Genomic DNA, 12,832 nt, shown 5'->3' with positions numbered 1-12,832 from the left:
CGCGATTTTCCTGCGATTCCTTGCATCCGGTCGACGTTAGGAACCGGATCAATGCGAGACGATCATGAATGGCACTGTTGCACCTCTCCCGGTGGAGCGCCCTAAGATTTTACTGGTGGAGGACGAGCCGGCCGTCCGCCGCTCTCTCCAGCTTCTCCTTCACGCCCGAGGCTATGACATCCGCTCTTACGCATCGAGCACGGCCATGTTTGCCGATCCGCTTGTGAACGACGCGATCTGCCTGGTGACCGACTATCGCATGCCCGAAATGGACGGTCTGGAGGTCTTGCAATCGCTTCGTGCGCGCGGATGGCGGGGACCGGCCATCCTCGTCACCGCCTATGGCTCGCCAGATCTTGTCGAGCGGGCGATGAAGGAGGGCTTCAGCATCGTCATCGAGAAACCGTTGCGCGAGCATGCGCTCGCTGACGCTGTCGCGCGATTGACGGCCCCGCCCCGCGCCTCCCCTGCCCCATCTTCGTGAGCGGCGAAGCGGCGTTGGCCGCTGCAGCGCGTGCATGGGAGCGCGTACCCCTGCCTATTGCTGCGTCTAACCGAGACCCAGAGGACTCCATCGACAAGGCCAAGCAGCACATGGTGCGCGAACGGCTTGTGGAGAATATGCGCGTAGCCCGCACCGCGTGCGCAGAGTTCGGTCTCCGCGGAATGATCGGCTGTGGTTAGAATGGCCGGGCGCTGCCAGCCCGCCGCCCGGAGCTGACGCAGAAGGTCGATTCCATCCACATGAACGGGCCGATGCTCGGCGATCAGGCAAGCTGCCTCCTCTCTCATCGGATCTGCCAGGAGGCGGGTCTCCTCTGCATAGGCTTTCACGCTATAGCCGCGAGCCATAAACAACAGGTGCAACGCGCGCCTCAATCCGGTGTCGCTCTCGACAAGGAGGATCACAGCGTGAGGAATCTGCGGGTCGGTGGGCCTATGTGTCACTCGTGCCAAACAAACCAAGGACTGCCGGAATCGTCCGGTCGATTCGGTCTAACGGCAACGTCGCCGCTCTGAACTACGTAGATTTCCCAAGTGACGGATAGCGCCACTGCTGATTTCCCCTCCGAGGGGAGCGATCTCAATCCATCCGCGACCGATCCTGCGAACCCCCTGGCGACAGCGGCAAGAAGCGCGCTCTGGATGACCGTACGGAGAGCATTTGTCCGGTCGCGATCTGGTGCCGCACTATAGGGTCACAATGTAAGGACGGCTGGGCAAGACCGTCTGCTTCTGCTCGATCATTGGGTTTACCAAGATCAATTCCGCCGTGTCGCACCTATGTCATCCATGAAGGCAAGCTGCTTTTCAGGGGACGCGCGCGGCGATGGATCGCTGACGAAAATGTTCGGGAGCAACCGACGGACTTGCGCTGTATCTAACCTTTGCAGTACCGTTTATTGCCGTTGCGAAGGTGCGATTCTTTTCCAAGGCACGGATCAAGCCTTGGCCCAAAATACCTGAGAATACAGGCGAAAGTGATAGCAATGGAATGCCGTGGGACATGCGGCATGGGGCATTTACGTAATGCGCTTGCGCGTGTTCAGCCGCAGTAGAGACAGGATTTTTTCAGGAGCTCCAAGATGGCAGCAGCGCATTCACGTCAGGACGCGTCCGATCCGCTCGACGGCATTGCCGAAACCCTGGACCGGGCCGCGATCGCGGGCATCGCACAGATCACCCACGGCCTGTCGCCCGCAACGATCTTCCAAGCCTTTTCGGACTGGGGCATGCATCTTGCCGGCTCGCCGGGCAAGCAGTTGCAGCTGGCGGCCAAGACGACACGCAAATTCATGCGGCTCGGCGAATATGCGGTGCGCAGCATCGGTGACCACGACGCCGCTCCCGCAATCGAGCCGCTGCCGCAGGATCGTCGCTTCGTCGATCCGGCCTGGAAGGAAGCGCCTTTCAGTCTGATCGCGCAGGCTTTCCTTCTCAACCAGCAATGGTGGCACGCGGCCACGACCGGCGTGGTGGGCGTCACGAGGCATCATGAAGACATGGTCGCCTTCGGGACGCGGCAGATCCTCGACACGATGGCGCCGACCAATTTCGTCGCGACCAATCCCGTCCTCCAGAAGCGGATATTCGAGACCGGCGGGCAATGCCTTGTCGAGGGTGCCAGGCTGCTGCTGGAGGACATGCAGCGCACGATGCGCGGCGAGCCGCCGGCGGGGACCGAAGCGTTCGAGGTCGGGAAGGACGTCGCCGCCACGCCCGGCAAGGTCGTCTACCGAAACGAGCTGATCGAGCTGATCCAATATGCGCCGACCACGGACACCGTGCGGCCGGAACCCATTCTGATCGTGCCGGCCTGGATCATGAAATATTATATTCTCGACCTGTCGCCGGAGAACTCGCTGGTCCGCTGGCTGACCGGGCAGGGCTATACGGTCTTCATCATCTCCTGGCACAATCCCGTCAGCGCGGACCGCGACCTCGACATGGAGGCCTATCGGCGCCTGGGCCCGATGGCGGCGCTCGACGCGGTGACAGCGATCACCGGGGCGCCGGCCGTTCACGCCGTCGGCTATTGCATCGGCGGCACGCTGCTGTCCATCGCGGCGGCGGCGATGGCGCGCGACGGGGATGAACGGCTCGCCACCATCACCCTGTTCGCCGCGCAGACCGAATTTAGCGAGCCGGGCGAGCTCGGCCTGTTCATCGACGAGGCGCAGCTCAACGTGCTAGAGAACATGATGTGGAGCCGCGGCTATCTTGACGGGGCTCAGATGGGCGGCGCCTTCCAGATCCTGCGCTCCAACGACCTCGTCTGGTCGCGGATCCTTAACACCTACCTGATGGGCGAGCGCGAACCCATGTCGGACCTGATGGCTTGGAACGCCGACGGGACGCGGATGCCCTATGCCATGCACAGCCAGTATCTGCGCCGCCTGTTCCTGGACGATGATCTTGCCGAGGGGCGCTACAAGGTCGATGGCCGCACGATCAGCTTGGGCGCGCTGCGCAAGCCGATGTTCGTAGTGGGCACCGAGCGCGACCATGTCGCGCCCTGGCGGTCGGTCCACAAAATCCACATGCTCAGCAATGCCGAAATCTGCTTCGTTCTGACCAGCGGCGGGCACAATGCGGGGATCGTTTCCGAGCCCGGGCACAAGGGGCGGCGCTATCATATCCTGACCCGCGAGACGGACGGCGCCGCGCTCGATCCGGACGACTGGATGGCGCATGCGCCCGTGCGCGACGGGTCCTGGTGGGTCGCCTGGGAAGAGTGGCTGCGCGCGCGTTCGGGCGAGCCGGCCGCCCCGCCGCCGCTGGGCGCGCCGGACAAGGACTACCCGGTGATCGAGAACGCCCCCGGCCGCTATGTGCTGGAGCATTGAGGGATGGCCGTCCCGGAAATGATCGAAAACCGCACCTTCGACGAGATCGCCGTCGGCGATACGGCGAGCGTCACGCGCACGCTGCGGGAAGAGGATATCCAGCTCTTCGCGCTCGTCTCGGGCGACGTGAACCCGGCCCATCTCGACGCCGATTATGCGGCGACCGACCTGTTCCACCGCGTGATCGCCCACGGCATGTGGGGCGGCGGCCTGATTTCGGCCGTGCTCGGCACCGAGCTGCCGGGACCGGGCGCAATCTACCTCAGCCAGTCTTTGCGCTTCACCCGGCCGGTGGGCCTGGGCGACGCCATCACAACCTCGGTGACCGTGACCGAAAAACGATCCGAGCATCATGTGCTTTTGCTCGATTGTCGCTGCGTCAACCAGAATGGCGACGAGGTCATTACGGGCCAGGCCGAGGTCAGGGCGCCGACCGAGAAGATCCGCCTTCCACGGATAGCGCTTCCCGACGTTCGCATCTCCGACCATGACGGCTATCGCAAGCTGATCGAACGGACGAGGGCGGACGCAGCGCCGCCGACCGCTGTCGCCCACCCCTGCAGCGCCGCGGCGATCACCGCGGCGGTCGACGCCGCCGAAGCCGGTCTGATCCTGCCGATTCTGGTCGGGCCGGAAGCGCGAATCCGCGCGGCGGCGGAAGAAGCGGGGAAGGATATCTCCGCTTATCGCATCGTCCCCGCCGCGCACAGCCATGCCGCGGCGACAGCCGCGGTGGCGCTTGTCCGTTCGGGCGAAGCGAAGCTGCTCATGAAGGGATCGCTTCACACCGACGAACTGATGAGCGCGGTGGTCTCCTCCTCGACTGGCCTGCGGACGGAGCGGCGCATCAGCCACGCCTATTTGATGGACGTGCCCGACCACCCGACGCCGCTCATCATCACCGACGCCGCGATCAACATCGAGCCGAGCCTTGAGGAAAAGGCGGACATCATCCGCAATGCGATCGACCTCGCCCATGTGATCGGGATCGAAAGTCCCAAGGTCGCGATCCTGTCGGCGGTGGAGACGGTCAATCCGTCGATGCGATCGACGCTCGACGCCGCCGCGCTCTGCAAGATGGCCGATCGCGGTCAGATTTCAGGCGGCGTGCTCGATGGCCCGCTGGCGTTCGACAATGCGATCAGCGAGGCGGCGGCCAAGGAAAAGGGGATCGTCTCGCCCGTGGCGGGCAAGGCCGAGATCCTGGTCGTCCCGAATCTGGAGGCCGGAAACATGCTCGCCAAGCAGCTCACCTTTCTGGGCGGTGCGGACGCGGCGGGCGTCGTCCTGGGCGCCCGGGTACCGATCGTGCTCACCAGCCGCGCCGACTCCGCGCGAACACGCCTGGCTTCCTGCGCCGTGGCCGTGCTGCTGGCGCGCGCCGCCACCAAGGCTTCGCCGGGCCTGCCCGAAGGCAAGGCTCTGACATGAGCCGCGCCGTCGTCAGCCTCAATTCCGGCTCGTCGAGCATCAAGTTCGCGCTGTTCACGCTGGGGCCGGACGGCCCTCAGCATGCCGCCGCCGGCAAGTTGGAGGGGATCGGCACCGCGCCGCACCTCGTCGCGCGCGATAAGGACGGAACTATCCTGATCGACCGGAACTGGGACGATGGCAGCGGGCTCGGCCACGAGACCCTGCTGCATGACCTGTTCGCGTGGGCGGGGGATCATCTGCCAGATCACGACATCGTTGCTGTCGGGCATCGCGTTGTCCATGGCGGGACAAAGTTCTTCCACCCTCTGGTCGTCGACGACGCCCTGCTTGCCGGGCTGGAAGCGCTATGTCCGCTCGCGCCGCTCCATCAGCCCCACAATCTCGCCGCGATCCGGGCCATTCGCTCGCTCGCGCCCGATCTGCCGCAGGTCGCCTGCTTCGACACCGCCTTCCATCATGAGCTGCCCGAGGTCGCCACCCGCTTCGGGCTGCCGCGCGCGCTGCACGACAAGGGTATCCGGCGCTACGGGTTTCATGGCCTGTCCTATGAATATATCGCCCGCGCGCTCGGGGAGGCCGATCCGGGGCTCGCCTCGGGTCGCGTGATCGCCGCCCATCTCGGCAATGGTGCCAGTCTCTGCGCGATGCAGAACGGCCGCAGTGTCGATACCACGATGGGCTTCACCGCGCTGGATGGGCTGATCATGGGCACACGGTGCGGCGCGATCGACCCCGGAGTTGTGATTCATCTACAGACCCAGGAGGGCATGAGCGCGGCTGAGGTAGAGACGCTGCTCTACAAGCAGGCCGGACTGCTCGGCGTATCCGGCATCTCCAGCGATATGCGCGCACTCCATGACAGCGACGATCCGCGCGCTGCCGAGGCGATCGATCTCTTCATCTGGCGGGCAGCGCGCGAGGCGTCGGCCCTCATATCGTCGCTCGGCGGCGTCGATGCGCTGATTTTCACCGCGGGTATCGGCGAAAATGATCCCGTCATCCGCGCAGCGATCTGCGCGCGACTGGCCTGGCTGGGCATCGTCATCGACCCATTCGCCAATGCGCGCAACGCCCCCATCATCAGCGCGGAGGACAGCCGAGTTGCCGTTCGTGTCATTCCCACGGACGAGGAGCGTATGATCGCCATTCACACACTCGCCGCGCTGACCCCGGCAGGAGGACAATCATGAAACCGCTGGTCGATCTTGCCGGCAAGCGCGGGCTCGTCGTTGGCATTGCGAATGAACACAGCATCGCGGCCGGCTGTGCCGAGGCGTTCGCGCGTTGCGGGGCACGGCTCGCCGCCACCTATCTCAACGCCAAGACGGAACAGTATGTGGCGCCGGTCGCGGAACGGCTGGGGGTCGAATGGACCGCGCCTTGCGATGTCCGCGTTCCCGGCGAGCTGGAGGCGCTGTTCAACGAGGTGAACACGAAATGGGGCGGCCTCGATTTCCTGCTCCATTCGATCGCCTTCGCGCCGCGGGAGGATCTTCATGGCCGCGTCGTCGATTCCTCTGCGGAAGGCTTCGCAATCGCCATGGATGTTTCCTGCCACAGCTTCCTACGCATGGCGCGACTGGCCGAACCGCTGATGCCCGACGGAGGCTGCCTGCTGTGCGTAACCTTCTACGGATCGGACCGGGTGGTCGAGCACTATAATCTGATGGGGCCGGTAAAAGCGGCTCTGGAAAGCGCGACCCGTTATGTCGCCGCCGAACTGGGGTCCAAGGGCATCCGCGCCCATGCGATTTCCCCGGGTCCGATCGCGACGCGGGCGGCGAGCGGCATCGAACGCTTCGATGAACTGATCGAGCGCGCCGCGGCGGCCGTCCCGGAAGGCCGGCTCGTCGATGTCGACGATGTCGGCGCGCTGGCGGCGTTCCTGGTCAGCGATGCTGCCGAGCGGATCACCGGCACGGTCATCCCGGTCGATAGCGGCCTGCACCTGCTCGCATGACGGGTTTCAACCGGCAGCACGCGGATTCCCTTGCCGACGCGGCGGCCGTCTGCTTGAATTGCATGCTCGGCGACGGACCGGAAGTCTATCCCTTCGGCCAGAGCTTCGCCGGCTATGGCGAGAACCTGCTCGACCATAACCGGCGAACGACGCGCCTGCGCATCGGTGTGGCGCTCGTCCGGTGACCGAGGCCGACTGGCGCCTCGACGACACCGATGTCCCGACGCTTCACCCCAGCGGTGACTGGACGGCGCTTGATCTGGGCGACGCTGCCGATCGCCTGGCCACGAAATTCGGGAGCGCGCAGCGCCTCGACGTCTCCGAACTGGGGCGAGTGGATACCGCCGGTGCGCTGGCGCTGCTCCGGTCCATGACAAACGGCGGCGATGTCGACTGCGGCCCGAGAGAGGATCTGCGGCGGTTGATCGACCTCGTGCGACCTGCCCTCGAGAAGGAAGCCCCGACGAAACAGGGCCTCAAGGGGTGGACAGGCTTTTTCGACCGGTTCGGCCGCCAGGTCGTCCAGTTCGGCGGCGACGCCTACGACATGCTCGAATTCGCCGGCCGGCTGGTTGTGGCGCTCGGCCGGACGGTCGTGCACCCGCGCCGTCTGCGTCTGACGCCGCTGGTTGCGATGATGCAGGACGCGGGGGTCAACGCGCTCCCGATCGTGTTCGTGATGACCTTTTTCATCGGGGCGGTGATCGCGCTCGTCGGCACCAACCTGCTGACGACGCTTGGTGTCGAGGTGTTCACGGTTCAGCTTGTCGGCGTGGCAATCCTGCGCGAGTTCGGCGTGGTCATCGCCGCGATCCTGCTGTCGGGCCGCTCCGCATCATCTTTCGCCGCGCAGATCGGCTCGATGCGGATGAACCAGGAAACCGATGCGATGCAGGTGATGGGCGTCGACCGCTTCGACGCCCTTGTCATTCCACGGGTTCTGGCAGCGCTGCTGATGATGCCGCTGATGACCTTTTGCGCGGATATCGGTGGCATCGCCGGCGGCCTGCTGGTCAGCTGGGCCACGATCGACATCAGCCCGGTCTTCTTCATCCAGCGCACGCTCGAGACGGTGAGCATAACGCATTTCTGGATCGGGATGAGCAAGGCGCCGTTCCTGGCGCTGGTGATCGCCTCGGCGGGTTGTCGGCATGGCCTGATGGTCGGCGGCGATGTCCAGAGCCTCGGGCGCAACGTCACCTCGGCGGTGGTCCAGTCGGTCTTCATGGTCATCATGTTCGATGCGATCTTCGCGGTGCTCTTCATGGTGTTGGACCTGTGAGCGCTCCATCGACCACCGACGCCGTCGATGCTCCGATCCGTGTCCGCGGCCTCAGGACCGCATTTGGCGAAAAGGTCATTCACGACGATCTCGATCTCGAGGTCCGGCACGGCGAAATACTCGGCGTCGTAGGGGGATCGGGCTCCGGCAAGTCAGTCCTGCTCAACACCATACTCGGATTGAAACGGCCCGATGGCGGGACCGTCGAAATCTTCGGACGGAACATCGACGATGCGGACGCGCAGGCCGATATCGAACGGCGGATCGGCGTGATGTTCCAGCAGGGCGCTTTGTTCTCCTTCCTGACCGTGCAGGAAAATGTCGAGACGCCGCTCCTCGAGCATGCGCATCTTTCCAAGGGCTTCGTGCGTGATCTCGCGCGATTGAAGATCAAGCTTGCCGGCCTGCCCGATAATGCCGGCATCCTGAAACCGTCTGAACTTTCAGGAGGCATGCGCAAACGCGCGGGCGTCGCGCGTGCGATCGCGCTCGACCCCGACATATTGTTCCTCGACGAGCCGACAGCCGGTCTCGATCCGATCGCGGCGGGAGAGTTCGACGACCTCGTCAAGACACTGCGCGATGCGCTCGGTCTCACAGTCTTTATGATCACCCACGATCTCGACACGCTCTATGCCATCTGCGACCGGGTCGCCGTCGTCGCCGACAGGAAGATCGTCGCGGTCGCGCCGGTCGCCGAGCTCGAGCAATCGGACCATCCCTGGATCAAAAGCTATTTCCTGGGGCCGCGCGGCCGTGCCGCCAAGAAGCAGAAAGAAGGCTGATGGAACGCCACGCCAATTATGCCCTGGTGGGCGCCGTCTCGATCGTGCTGCTCATCGCGACGCTCGTGTTCGTGGTGTGGCTGGGCGGCTCGCAGTTCAGACGGGAGCACGATCCCTATCAGATCGTCTTTCATGGTCCCGTGCGGGGGCTGAGCGTGGGGGCGGAGGTCCAGTTCAACGGCATCAAGGTCGGTCAGATCCAGCGGATCAGGCTCGACGAGCGCGATCCCAACCGTGTGGTCACCGATATCGAGGTCAACCGCGGGACGCCCGTGCGCGTGGATTCGATGGCGTCGACCGAAACGCAGGGCATTTCGGGGGTCAGCATCGTCCAGATCAGCGCCGGGACCGCGATCAAGCCGCTTCTACGGAAGGTCGATCATAGCAAGCGCCCGGTCATTCCGAGCAAGCCCAATGCGCTCTCGTCGCTGCTGCAGGGAGGAGGGCAGATGGTCGCGAGCGCGACCGAAGCCCTGACCCGCGTGAACAAGCTGCTCTCCGATCGCAACATTGCCGATGTCGGCGCGGCCATCCACGACATCAGGACGACGACTGGGGAGCTTGCGGCGAACCGGACCATGATCGCCAACGCCGCCTCGGCGCTGACCAAGCTCGACCGCGCCGCCACCGATATTCAGGGAGCGGCGGCATCCGTCCGTCACATCGCCGATGGCGACGGCAAACGCGCTTTTGCAGACATCTCCGGGGCGGCTGGCGAACTCAAGGTCGCGGTTCACGAGGCCCGCGGCGTCATCGCGAAGCTCGATACCCAGAGCGGCGACATCGGCACGACCACTCTCCCCAACATCAACGCCACGATGCGCAGCCTGCAGGAGACGGCCGAATCCCTGGACGGGCTCATCCGTCAGATCCGGCAAAATCCCCGTCAGGCATTGGGCAAGGACAGTGGCAAGGAACTGGAGCTACCGCGATGAGGCATTCCCCTGGATATCGGACATCCGCGACCCTGATGGGAGCGCTGTTGCTGGCCGGCTGCGGGAGCCTGTTGGGGGGTGGCAAGCGTGATGATCTCTTCCGTTTCGGCGTGATCGAGCGGACGAACGACACCGCCCCGCAGGCGGCGGTCGCCCGCCGGCCGCTTTCGCTGTTGCGGCTTCGCTTCGCACCGGAAATCGAGGGCGATCGCATCCTCACCACGCGCGGCGCGCAGGCGCTCTATATCAAGGACGCCCGCTGGGTCGCATCGGTCCCCGATCTTTTCACGCAGGCGCTGACGCGGCAGTTTGGTGCGCGCGCGCCCGACCTCCGCCTCGCTTCGCCCCGAAGCGCGACGGGAGCCTCGCAGGCCCTGCAGGTCACCATCGACAGGTTTGAGGCGCGCTACACGCCGGAAGCCGATGGCAAGACCCCGCCCACCGTCGTCATCGCCGGGGAGGTGACCCTGTTTGGTGCCGATGACAGACAGCCGGTCGCGTCGCGCCGTTTCTCGGTCGAGGAACCAGCGCTTGCGAACAGCACGAGCGGGATCGTGCCGGCTTTCGACCGGGCGGTGACCCGTTATGCGGCACAACTCGTCGACTGGACGGCGCAAACCAGCCGCAGCGCGTCCTCCAATCCACCATCCGGAAAAGGCCAGAAAGATGAATGACAAGACCGTGGAACTCGTGACGCGGAGCGGGCTTCGCCTTTGCGTGCGGCAGGCGGGCTCGACGGACGGGCCGATCCTGACGCACTTGTTCCACCATGTGAGCCATGAGGATCTGCGCTTCCGGTTCCTGTCGGGATTGAACGAAATCGGTCCAGAGCAACTGCGCGCGCTGACCCCGATAGATGACGGCAACGCGGTAAGCTTCCTCGCATTCGATGCCGAGAGCGGTGTCGCCGTCGCAAGCGCGATGCTCGTCTCCGATGCAGCGGGCGAGCGGGGCGAGGTGGCGATCTCCGTTGACGCCGACTATCGGCACCGAGGCGTCGGATGGACTCTCCTCTCCTTCGTGGCCGATCGGGCCGAAGCCCGGGGTCTTTCGAAAATCGAGTCGATCGAGAGCCGCGCCAATGTCGCCGCGATCGAACTCGAACGCGACATGGGCTTCTCGGTCGAGGAATATCCTGGAGACTCGACCCTGGTGCTGGTCAGCAAAACTCTACGCGCCGGTTGAACCCGGTGTCGGCGCTCAACCCTTCAGCGCTGCGGCGATCGCGTCCTTCAGGGGCGTGGTCGGCCGGCCGATCAGCCTGCCAAGGTCATGGCTGTCGTCGAACAGGGCGCCCTGGCCCGCCGCCGCGTCCGATTGGGCGAGCATCGCAGCGACCGCCTCCGGCAGTCCGGCTCCGACCAGCGCCGCCTTGTAGTCAGCTTCGCTCAGGTTCTGGAAGGTGATCGTCTTGCCTGTCTGACGAGAGAGTTCGTCCGCGAATTCGGCGAGCGTATAGGCCTCATCGCCCGCCAGTTCGTAGACGCGTCCAGCCTGATCCTCCGGCGCGACGAGCACGGCCGCGGTTGCGTTGGCGAAGTCAGCGCGGGTCGCCGAGGCGATGCGGGCGACTCCGGCGGAGCCTATTATGACGCCATGCTGGAGAGCGGCGGGTATCGAGGCGGTGTAGTTCTCGGTGTACCAGCTATTTCGCAGCAACACGGTCGGCAGTGCGCTTTCGCGGAGGAGCGCCTCGGTCTGGCGATGCTCCTCGGCAAGGCCGAGCGGTGACGTATCCGCGTGCAGCGCGCTGGTATAGGCGATGAGCTTCACGCCGGCCGTCTTCGCGGCATCGATCACCGCCTTATGTTGCGGTACGCGGTGCCCGACCTCGTTTCCCGAAATGAGCAGCAGCTTGTCTACGCCCGCGAGAGCCGGGCCGAGGGTCTCCGGCCGGTTATAATCGGCTTCGCGCACGACGACCCCCTTCGCAGCGAGGTCGGACGCCTTGTCGACGTCACGCACCAGGGCCGCGATCTCGCCAGCCGGCACCGTCCTGAGCAGTGCTGCGATGACGAGCCGTCCGAGTTGTCCTGTCGCTCCGGTGATTGCGAGCATGGTTCTTCCTCTTCTTTGCTTGGAGGGCGTTCCGATCGTCTCGCCTTTGGCGTCCATCGAGTCGTTGGGCTCGGGCAATGTCAGCGAGTGGATCGTCGGCATACATAATATGCGATCGAATCGATCCAAGCCTAATCTCTGATCGCGCGACGGCGTTTCCTGCCCCAGCCCTGGGAGCTGGGCGGCAACGCCTCCGATGAGATCGACTCTACTTGCGCTGTGCGGACGGCGCCAACGCCCGCAACCCACTGATCAGCGTGTCGAGCCGCTGTTCGGCTTCGCCTTGATCAGCCTCGGGATAGGCCGTCGCGACGCGAGCGCCCCAATAGCCTAAATCGACCGTCGTGAGGCTGAATTCAAAGGGAACGCCTTCGCGGCTGCCGCGGAACCGTCCGCGCCAGACGGCATCCTTTGGCATGTCGGGAAGAACGACCGGCCCCTCGGACAGCGGCGTGCTTTCATCGAAATAGCTGCGCGCAAGCCACTTCATGATCGTATAATGCTCCTTCGCCGACATTTGCTCGATATGAACCAGCGAGATGCGGGCAACGATCGTCGAACCGTGCACCGGCGAACGATATTCGACGGAAACATACTGGCCGCTGGGATCATATCCCTGCTCGGCTACGCGGGTGAATCCGGCGAGCACATGGGGAAAGCGCGCACCGCTTCCCACATGCACCAAGGTCCCGTCGGAATCGAGGCGGAAGCCCGCCGGGGCGGTCGCTTCGGCGGCAGCGGGCGCCGACTGGGCGGCGGTGTGAATAGAAAGCCCAAGAAGAACACTCAGAACGAGCGGCGCAAGACGCCGGAGACGCGTCTTCCTTTTCATTCGGGAAGCTTCGCCATGATGATGGCGGCGATCGCCATCACCAGACCTGCTGTCAATCCATACAGGAAAATGACGTCGATCGACTGACGAATTCTGTCCAGGGCGTGCATGGAGATTCTCCCCTTTGTGGTGAGAAAAGTTTCGTGCAGCCGGGCCGGCGGGCATATCGGTAGTGTTACTGAGGCGGCCATCACCATGT

14 protein-coding genes and 2 pseudogenes are annotated in these 12,832 nt (G+C 64.6%); 12 read left to right on the top strand and 4 right to left on the bottom strand.

Annotated elements, in window-relative coordinates; genetic code table 11:
* Positions 1-64: 64 nt before the first annotated feature.
* Both QMG56_RS10425 and QMG56_RS10420 read left to right on the top strand, forming a co-directional pair.
* Positions 65-484 carry a response regulator transcription factor gene (locus QMG56_RS10425; RefSeq protein ID WP_048576339.1) on the top strand — a complete coding sequence of 140 codons (420 nt, stop codon included), beginning with the start codon at positions 65-67 and terminating at the stop codon, positions 482-484.
* Entirely contained in the window at positions 481-684 is a 204-nt protein-coding gene (locus QMG56_RS10420; protein ID WP_281822497.1) for a hypothetical protein, read from the top strand. The genes QMG56_RS10425 and QMG56_RS10420 overlap by 4 nt, the downstream gene beginning before the upstream one ends.
* Here QMG56_RS10420 and QMG56_RS23440 read toward each other — a convergent pair.
* Positions 643-852, bottom strand: a pseudogene (locus QMG56_RS23440) (response regulator); the annotation flags it as partial. The gene QMG56_RS10420 and the pseudogene QMG56_RS23440 sit on opposite strands and share 42 nt — an antisense overlap.
* A 734-nt stretch (positions 853-1,586) precedes the next feature.
* Here QMG56_RS23440 and QMG56_RS10415 point away from each other — a divergent pair.
* From QMG56_RS10415 to QMG56_RS10370, 10 genes and pseudogenes are all read left to right on the top strand, one after another.
* A complete protein-coding gene (locus QMG56_RS10415; protein ID WP_048576338.1) occupies positions 1,587-3,347 on the top strand; it encodes an alpha/beta hydrolase in 1,761 nt (586 codons plus the stop codon).
* A gap of 3 nt (positions 3,348-3,350) precedes the next feature.
* The gene (locus tag QMG56_RS10410; RefSeq protein WP_048576337.1) at positions 3,351-4,778 is read left to right on the top strand and encodes a bifunctional enoyl-CoA hydratase/phosphate acetyltransferase; all 1,428 of its coding nucleotides are present in this window, start codon (positions 3,351-3,353) and stop codon (positions 4,776-4,778) included.
* Positions 4,775-5,971: an acetate/propionate family kinase gene (locus tag QMG56_RS10405; RefSeq protein WP_272799571.1), complete on the top strand. Its 1,197-nt coding sequence runs from the start codon at positions 4,775-4,777 to the stop codon at positions 5,969-5,971. The genes QMG56_RS10410 and QMG56_RS10405 overlap by 4 nt, the downstream gene beginning before the upstream one ends.
* Complete coding sequence (gene fabI / locus QMG56_RS10400) at positions 5,968-6,741, top strand: enoyl-ACP reductase FabI (RefSeq protein WP_048576335.1); 774 nt, start codon at positions 5,968-5,970, stop codon at positions 6,739-6,741. Before QMG56_RS10405 ends, fabI begins: the two co-directional genes overlap by 4 nt.
* Before the next feature lie 62 nt (positions 6,742-6,803).
* Positions 6,804-6,926, top strand: a pseudogene (locus tag QMG56_RS10395) (phospholipase); the annotation flags it as partial.
* Complete coding sequence (locus QMG56_RS10390) at positions 6,923-8,023, top strand: ABC transporter permease (protein WP_048576333.1); 1,101 nt, start codon at positions 6,923-6,925, stop codon at positions 8,021-8,023. The pseudogene QMG56_RS10395 and the gene QMG56_RS10390, both read left to right, overlap by 4 nt.
* Positions 8,020-8,808 carry an ABC transporter ATP-binding protein gene (locus tag QMG56_RS10385; RefSeq protein WP_048576332.1) on the top strand — a complete coding sequence of 263 codons (789 nt, stop codon included), beginning with the start codon at positions 8,020-8,022 and terminating at the stop codon, positions 8,806-8,808. The genes QMG56_RS10390 and QMG56_RS10385 overlap by 4 nt, the downstream gene beginning before the upstream one ends.
* Positions 8,808-9,743, top strand: coding sequence for an MlaD family protein (locus QMG56_RS10380; protein ID WP_048576331.1), 936 nt, complete (start codon positions 8,808-8,810; stop codon positions 9,741-9,743). Before QMG56_RS10385 ends, QMG56_RS10380 begins: the two co-directional genes overlap by 1 nt.
* A 35-nt stretch (positions 9,744-9,778) precedes the next feature.
* Positions 9,779-10,417: an ABC-type transport auxiliary lipoprotein family protein gene (locus QMG56_RS10375; protein WP_048576330.1), complete on the top strand. Its 639-nt coding sequence runs from the start codon at positions 9,779-9,781 to the stop codon at positions 10,415-10,417.
* Complete coding sequence (locus QMG56_RS10370) at positions 10,410-10,928, top strand: GNAT family N-acetyltransferase (RefSeq protein ID WP_053085634.1); 519 nt, start codon at positions 10,410-10,412, stop codon at positions 10,926-10,928. Before QMG56_RS10375 ends, QMG56_RS10370 begins: the two co-directional genes overlap by 8 nt.
* A gap of 15 nt (positions 10,929-10,943) precedes the next feature.
* On the opposite strand, the gene QMG56_RS10365 is transcribed toward QMG56_RS10370, so the two are convergent.
* From QMG56_RS10365 to QMG56_RS10355, 3 genes are all read right to left on the bottom strand, one after another.
* Positions 10,944-11,903: an SDR family oxidoreductase gene (locus QMG56_RS10365; protein WP_309298554.1), complete on the bottom strand. Its 960-nt coding sequence runs from the start codon at positions 11,901-11,903 to the stop codon at positions 10,944-10,946.
* Between the two features lie 106 nt (positions 11,904-12,009).
* The gene (locus QMG56_RS10360) at positions 12,010-12,633 is read right to left on the bottom strand and encodes a hypothetical protein (RefSeq protein ID WP_048576328.1); all 624 of its coding nucleotides are present in this window, start codon (positions 12,631-12,633) and stop codon (positions 12,010-12,012) included.
* Positions 12,630-12,830, bottom strand: a complete 201-nt coding sequence (locus tag QMG56_RS10355) for a hypothetical protein (RefSeq protein ID WP_281822495.1) — start codon at positions 12,828-12,830, stop codon at positions 12,630-12,632. The genes QMG56_RS10360 and QMG56_RS10355 overlap by 4 nt, the downstream gene beginning before the upstream one ends.
* Between the last annotated feature and the right edge of the window lie 2 nt (positions 12,831-12,832).

The sequence above is a fragment of the Sphingobium sp. BS19 genome, from assembly GCF_027925545.1.
Taxonomy (GTDB): Bacteria; Pseudomonadota; Alphaproteobacteria; order Sphingomonadales; family Sphingomonadaceae; genus Sphingobium.
This window is presented reverse-complemented; position numbering and strand designations above follow the sequence as displayed.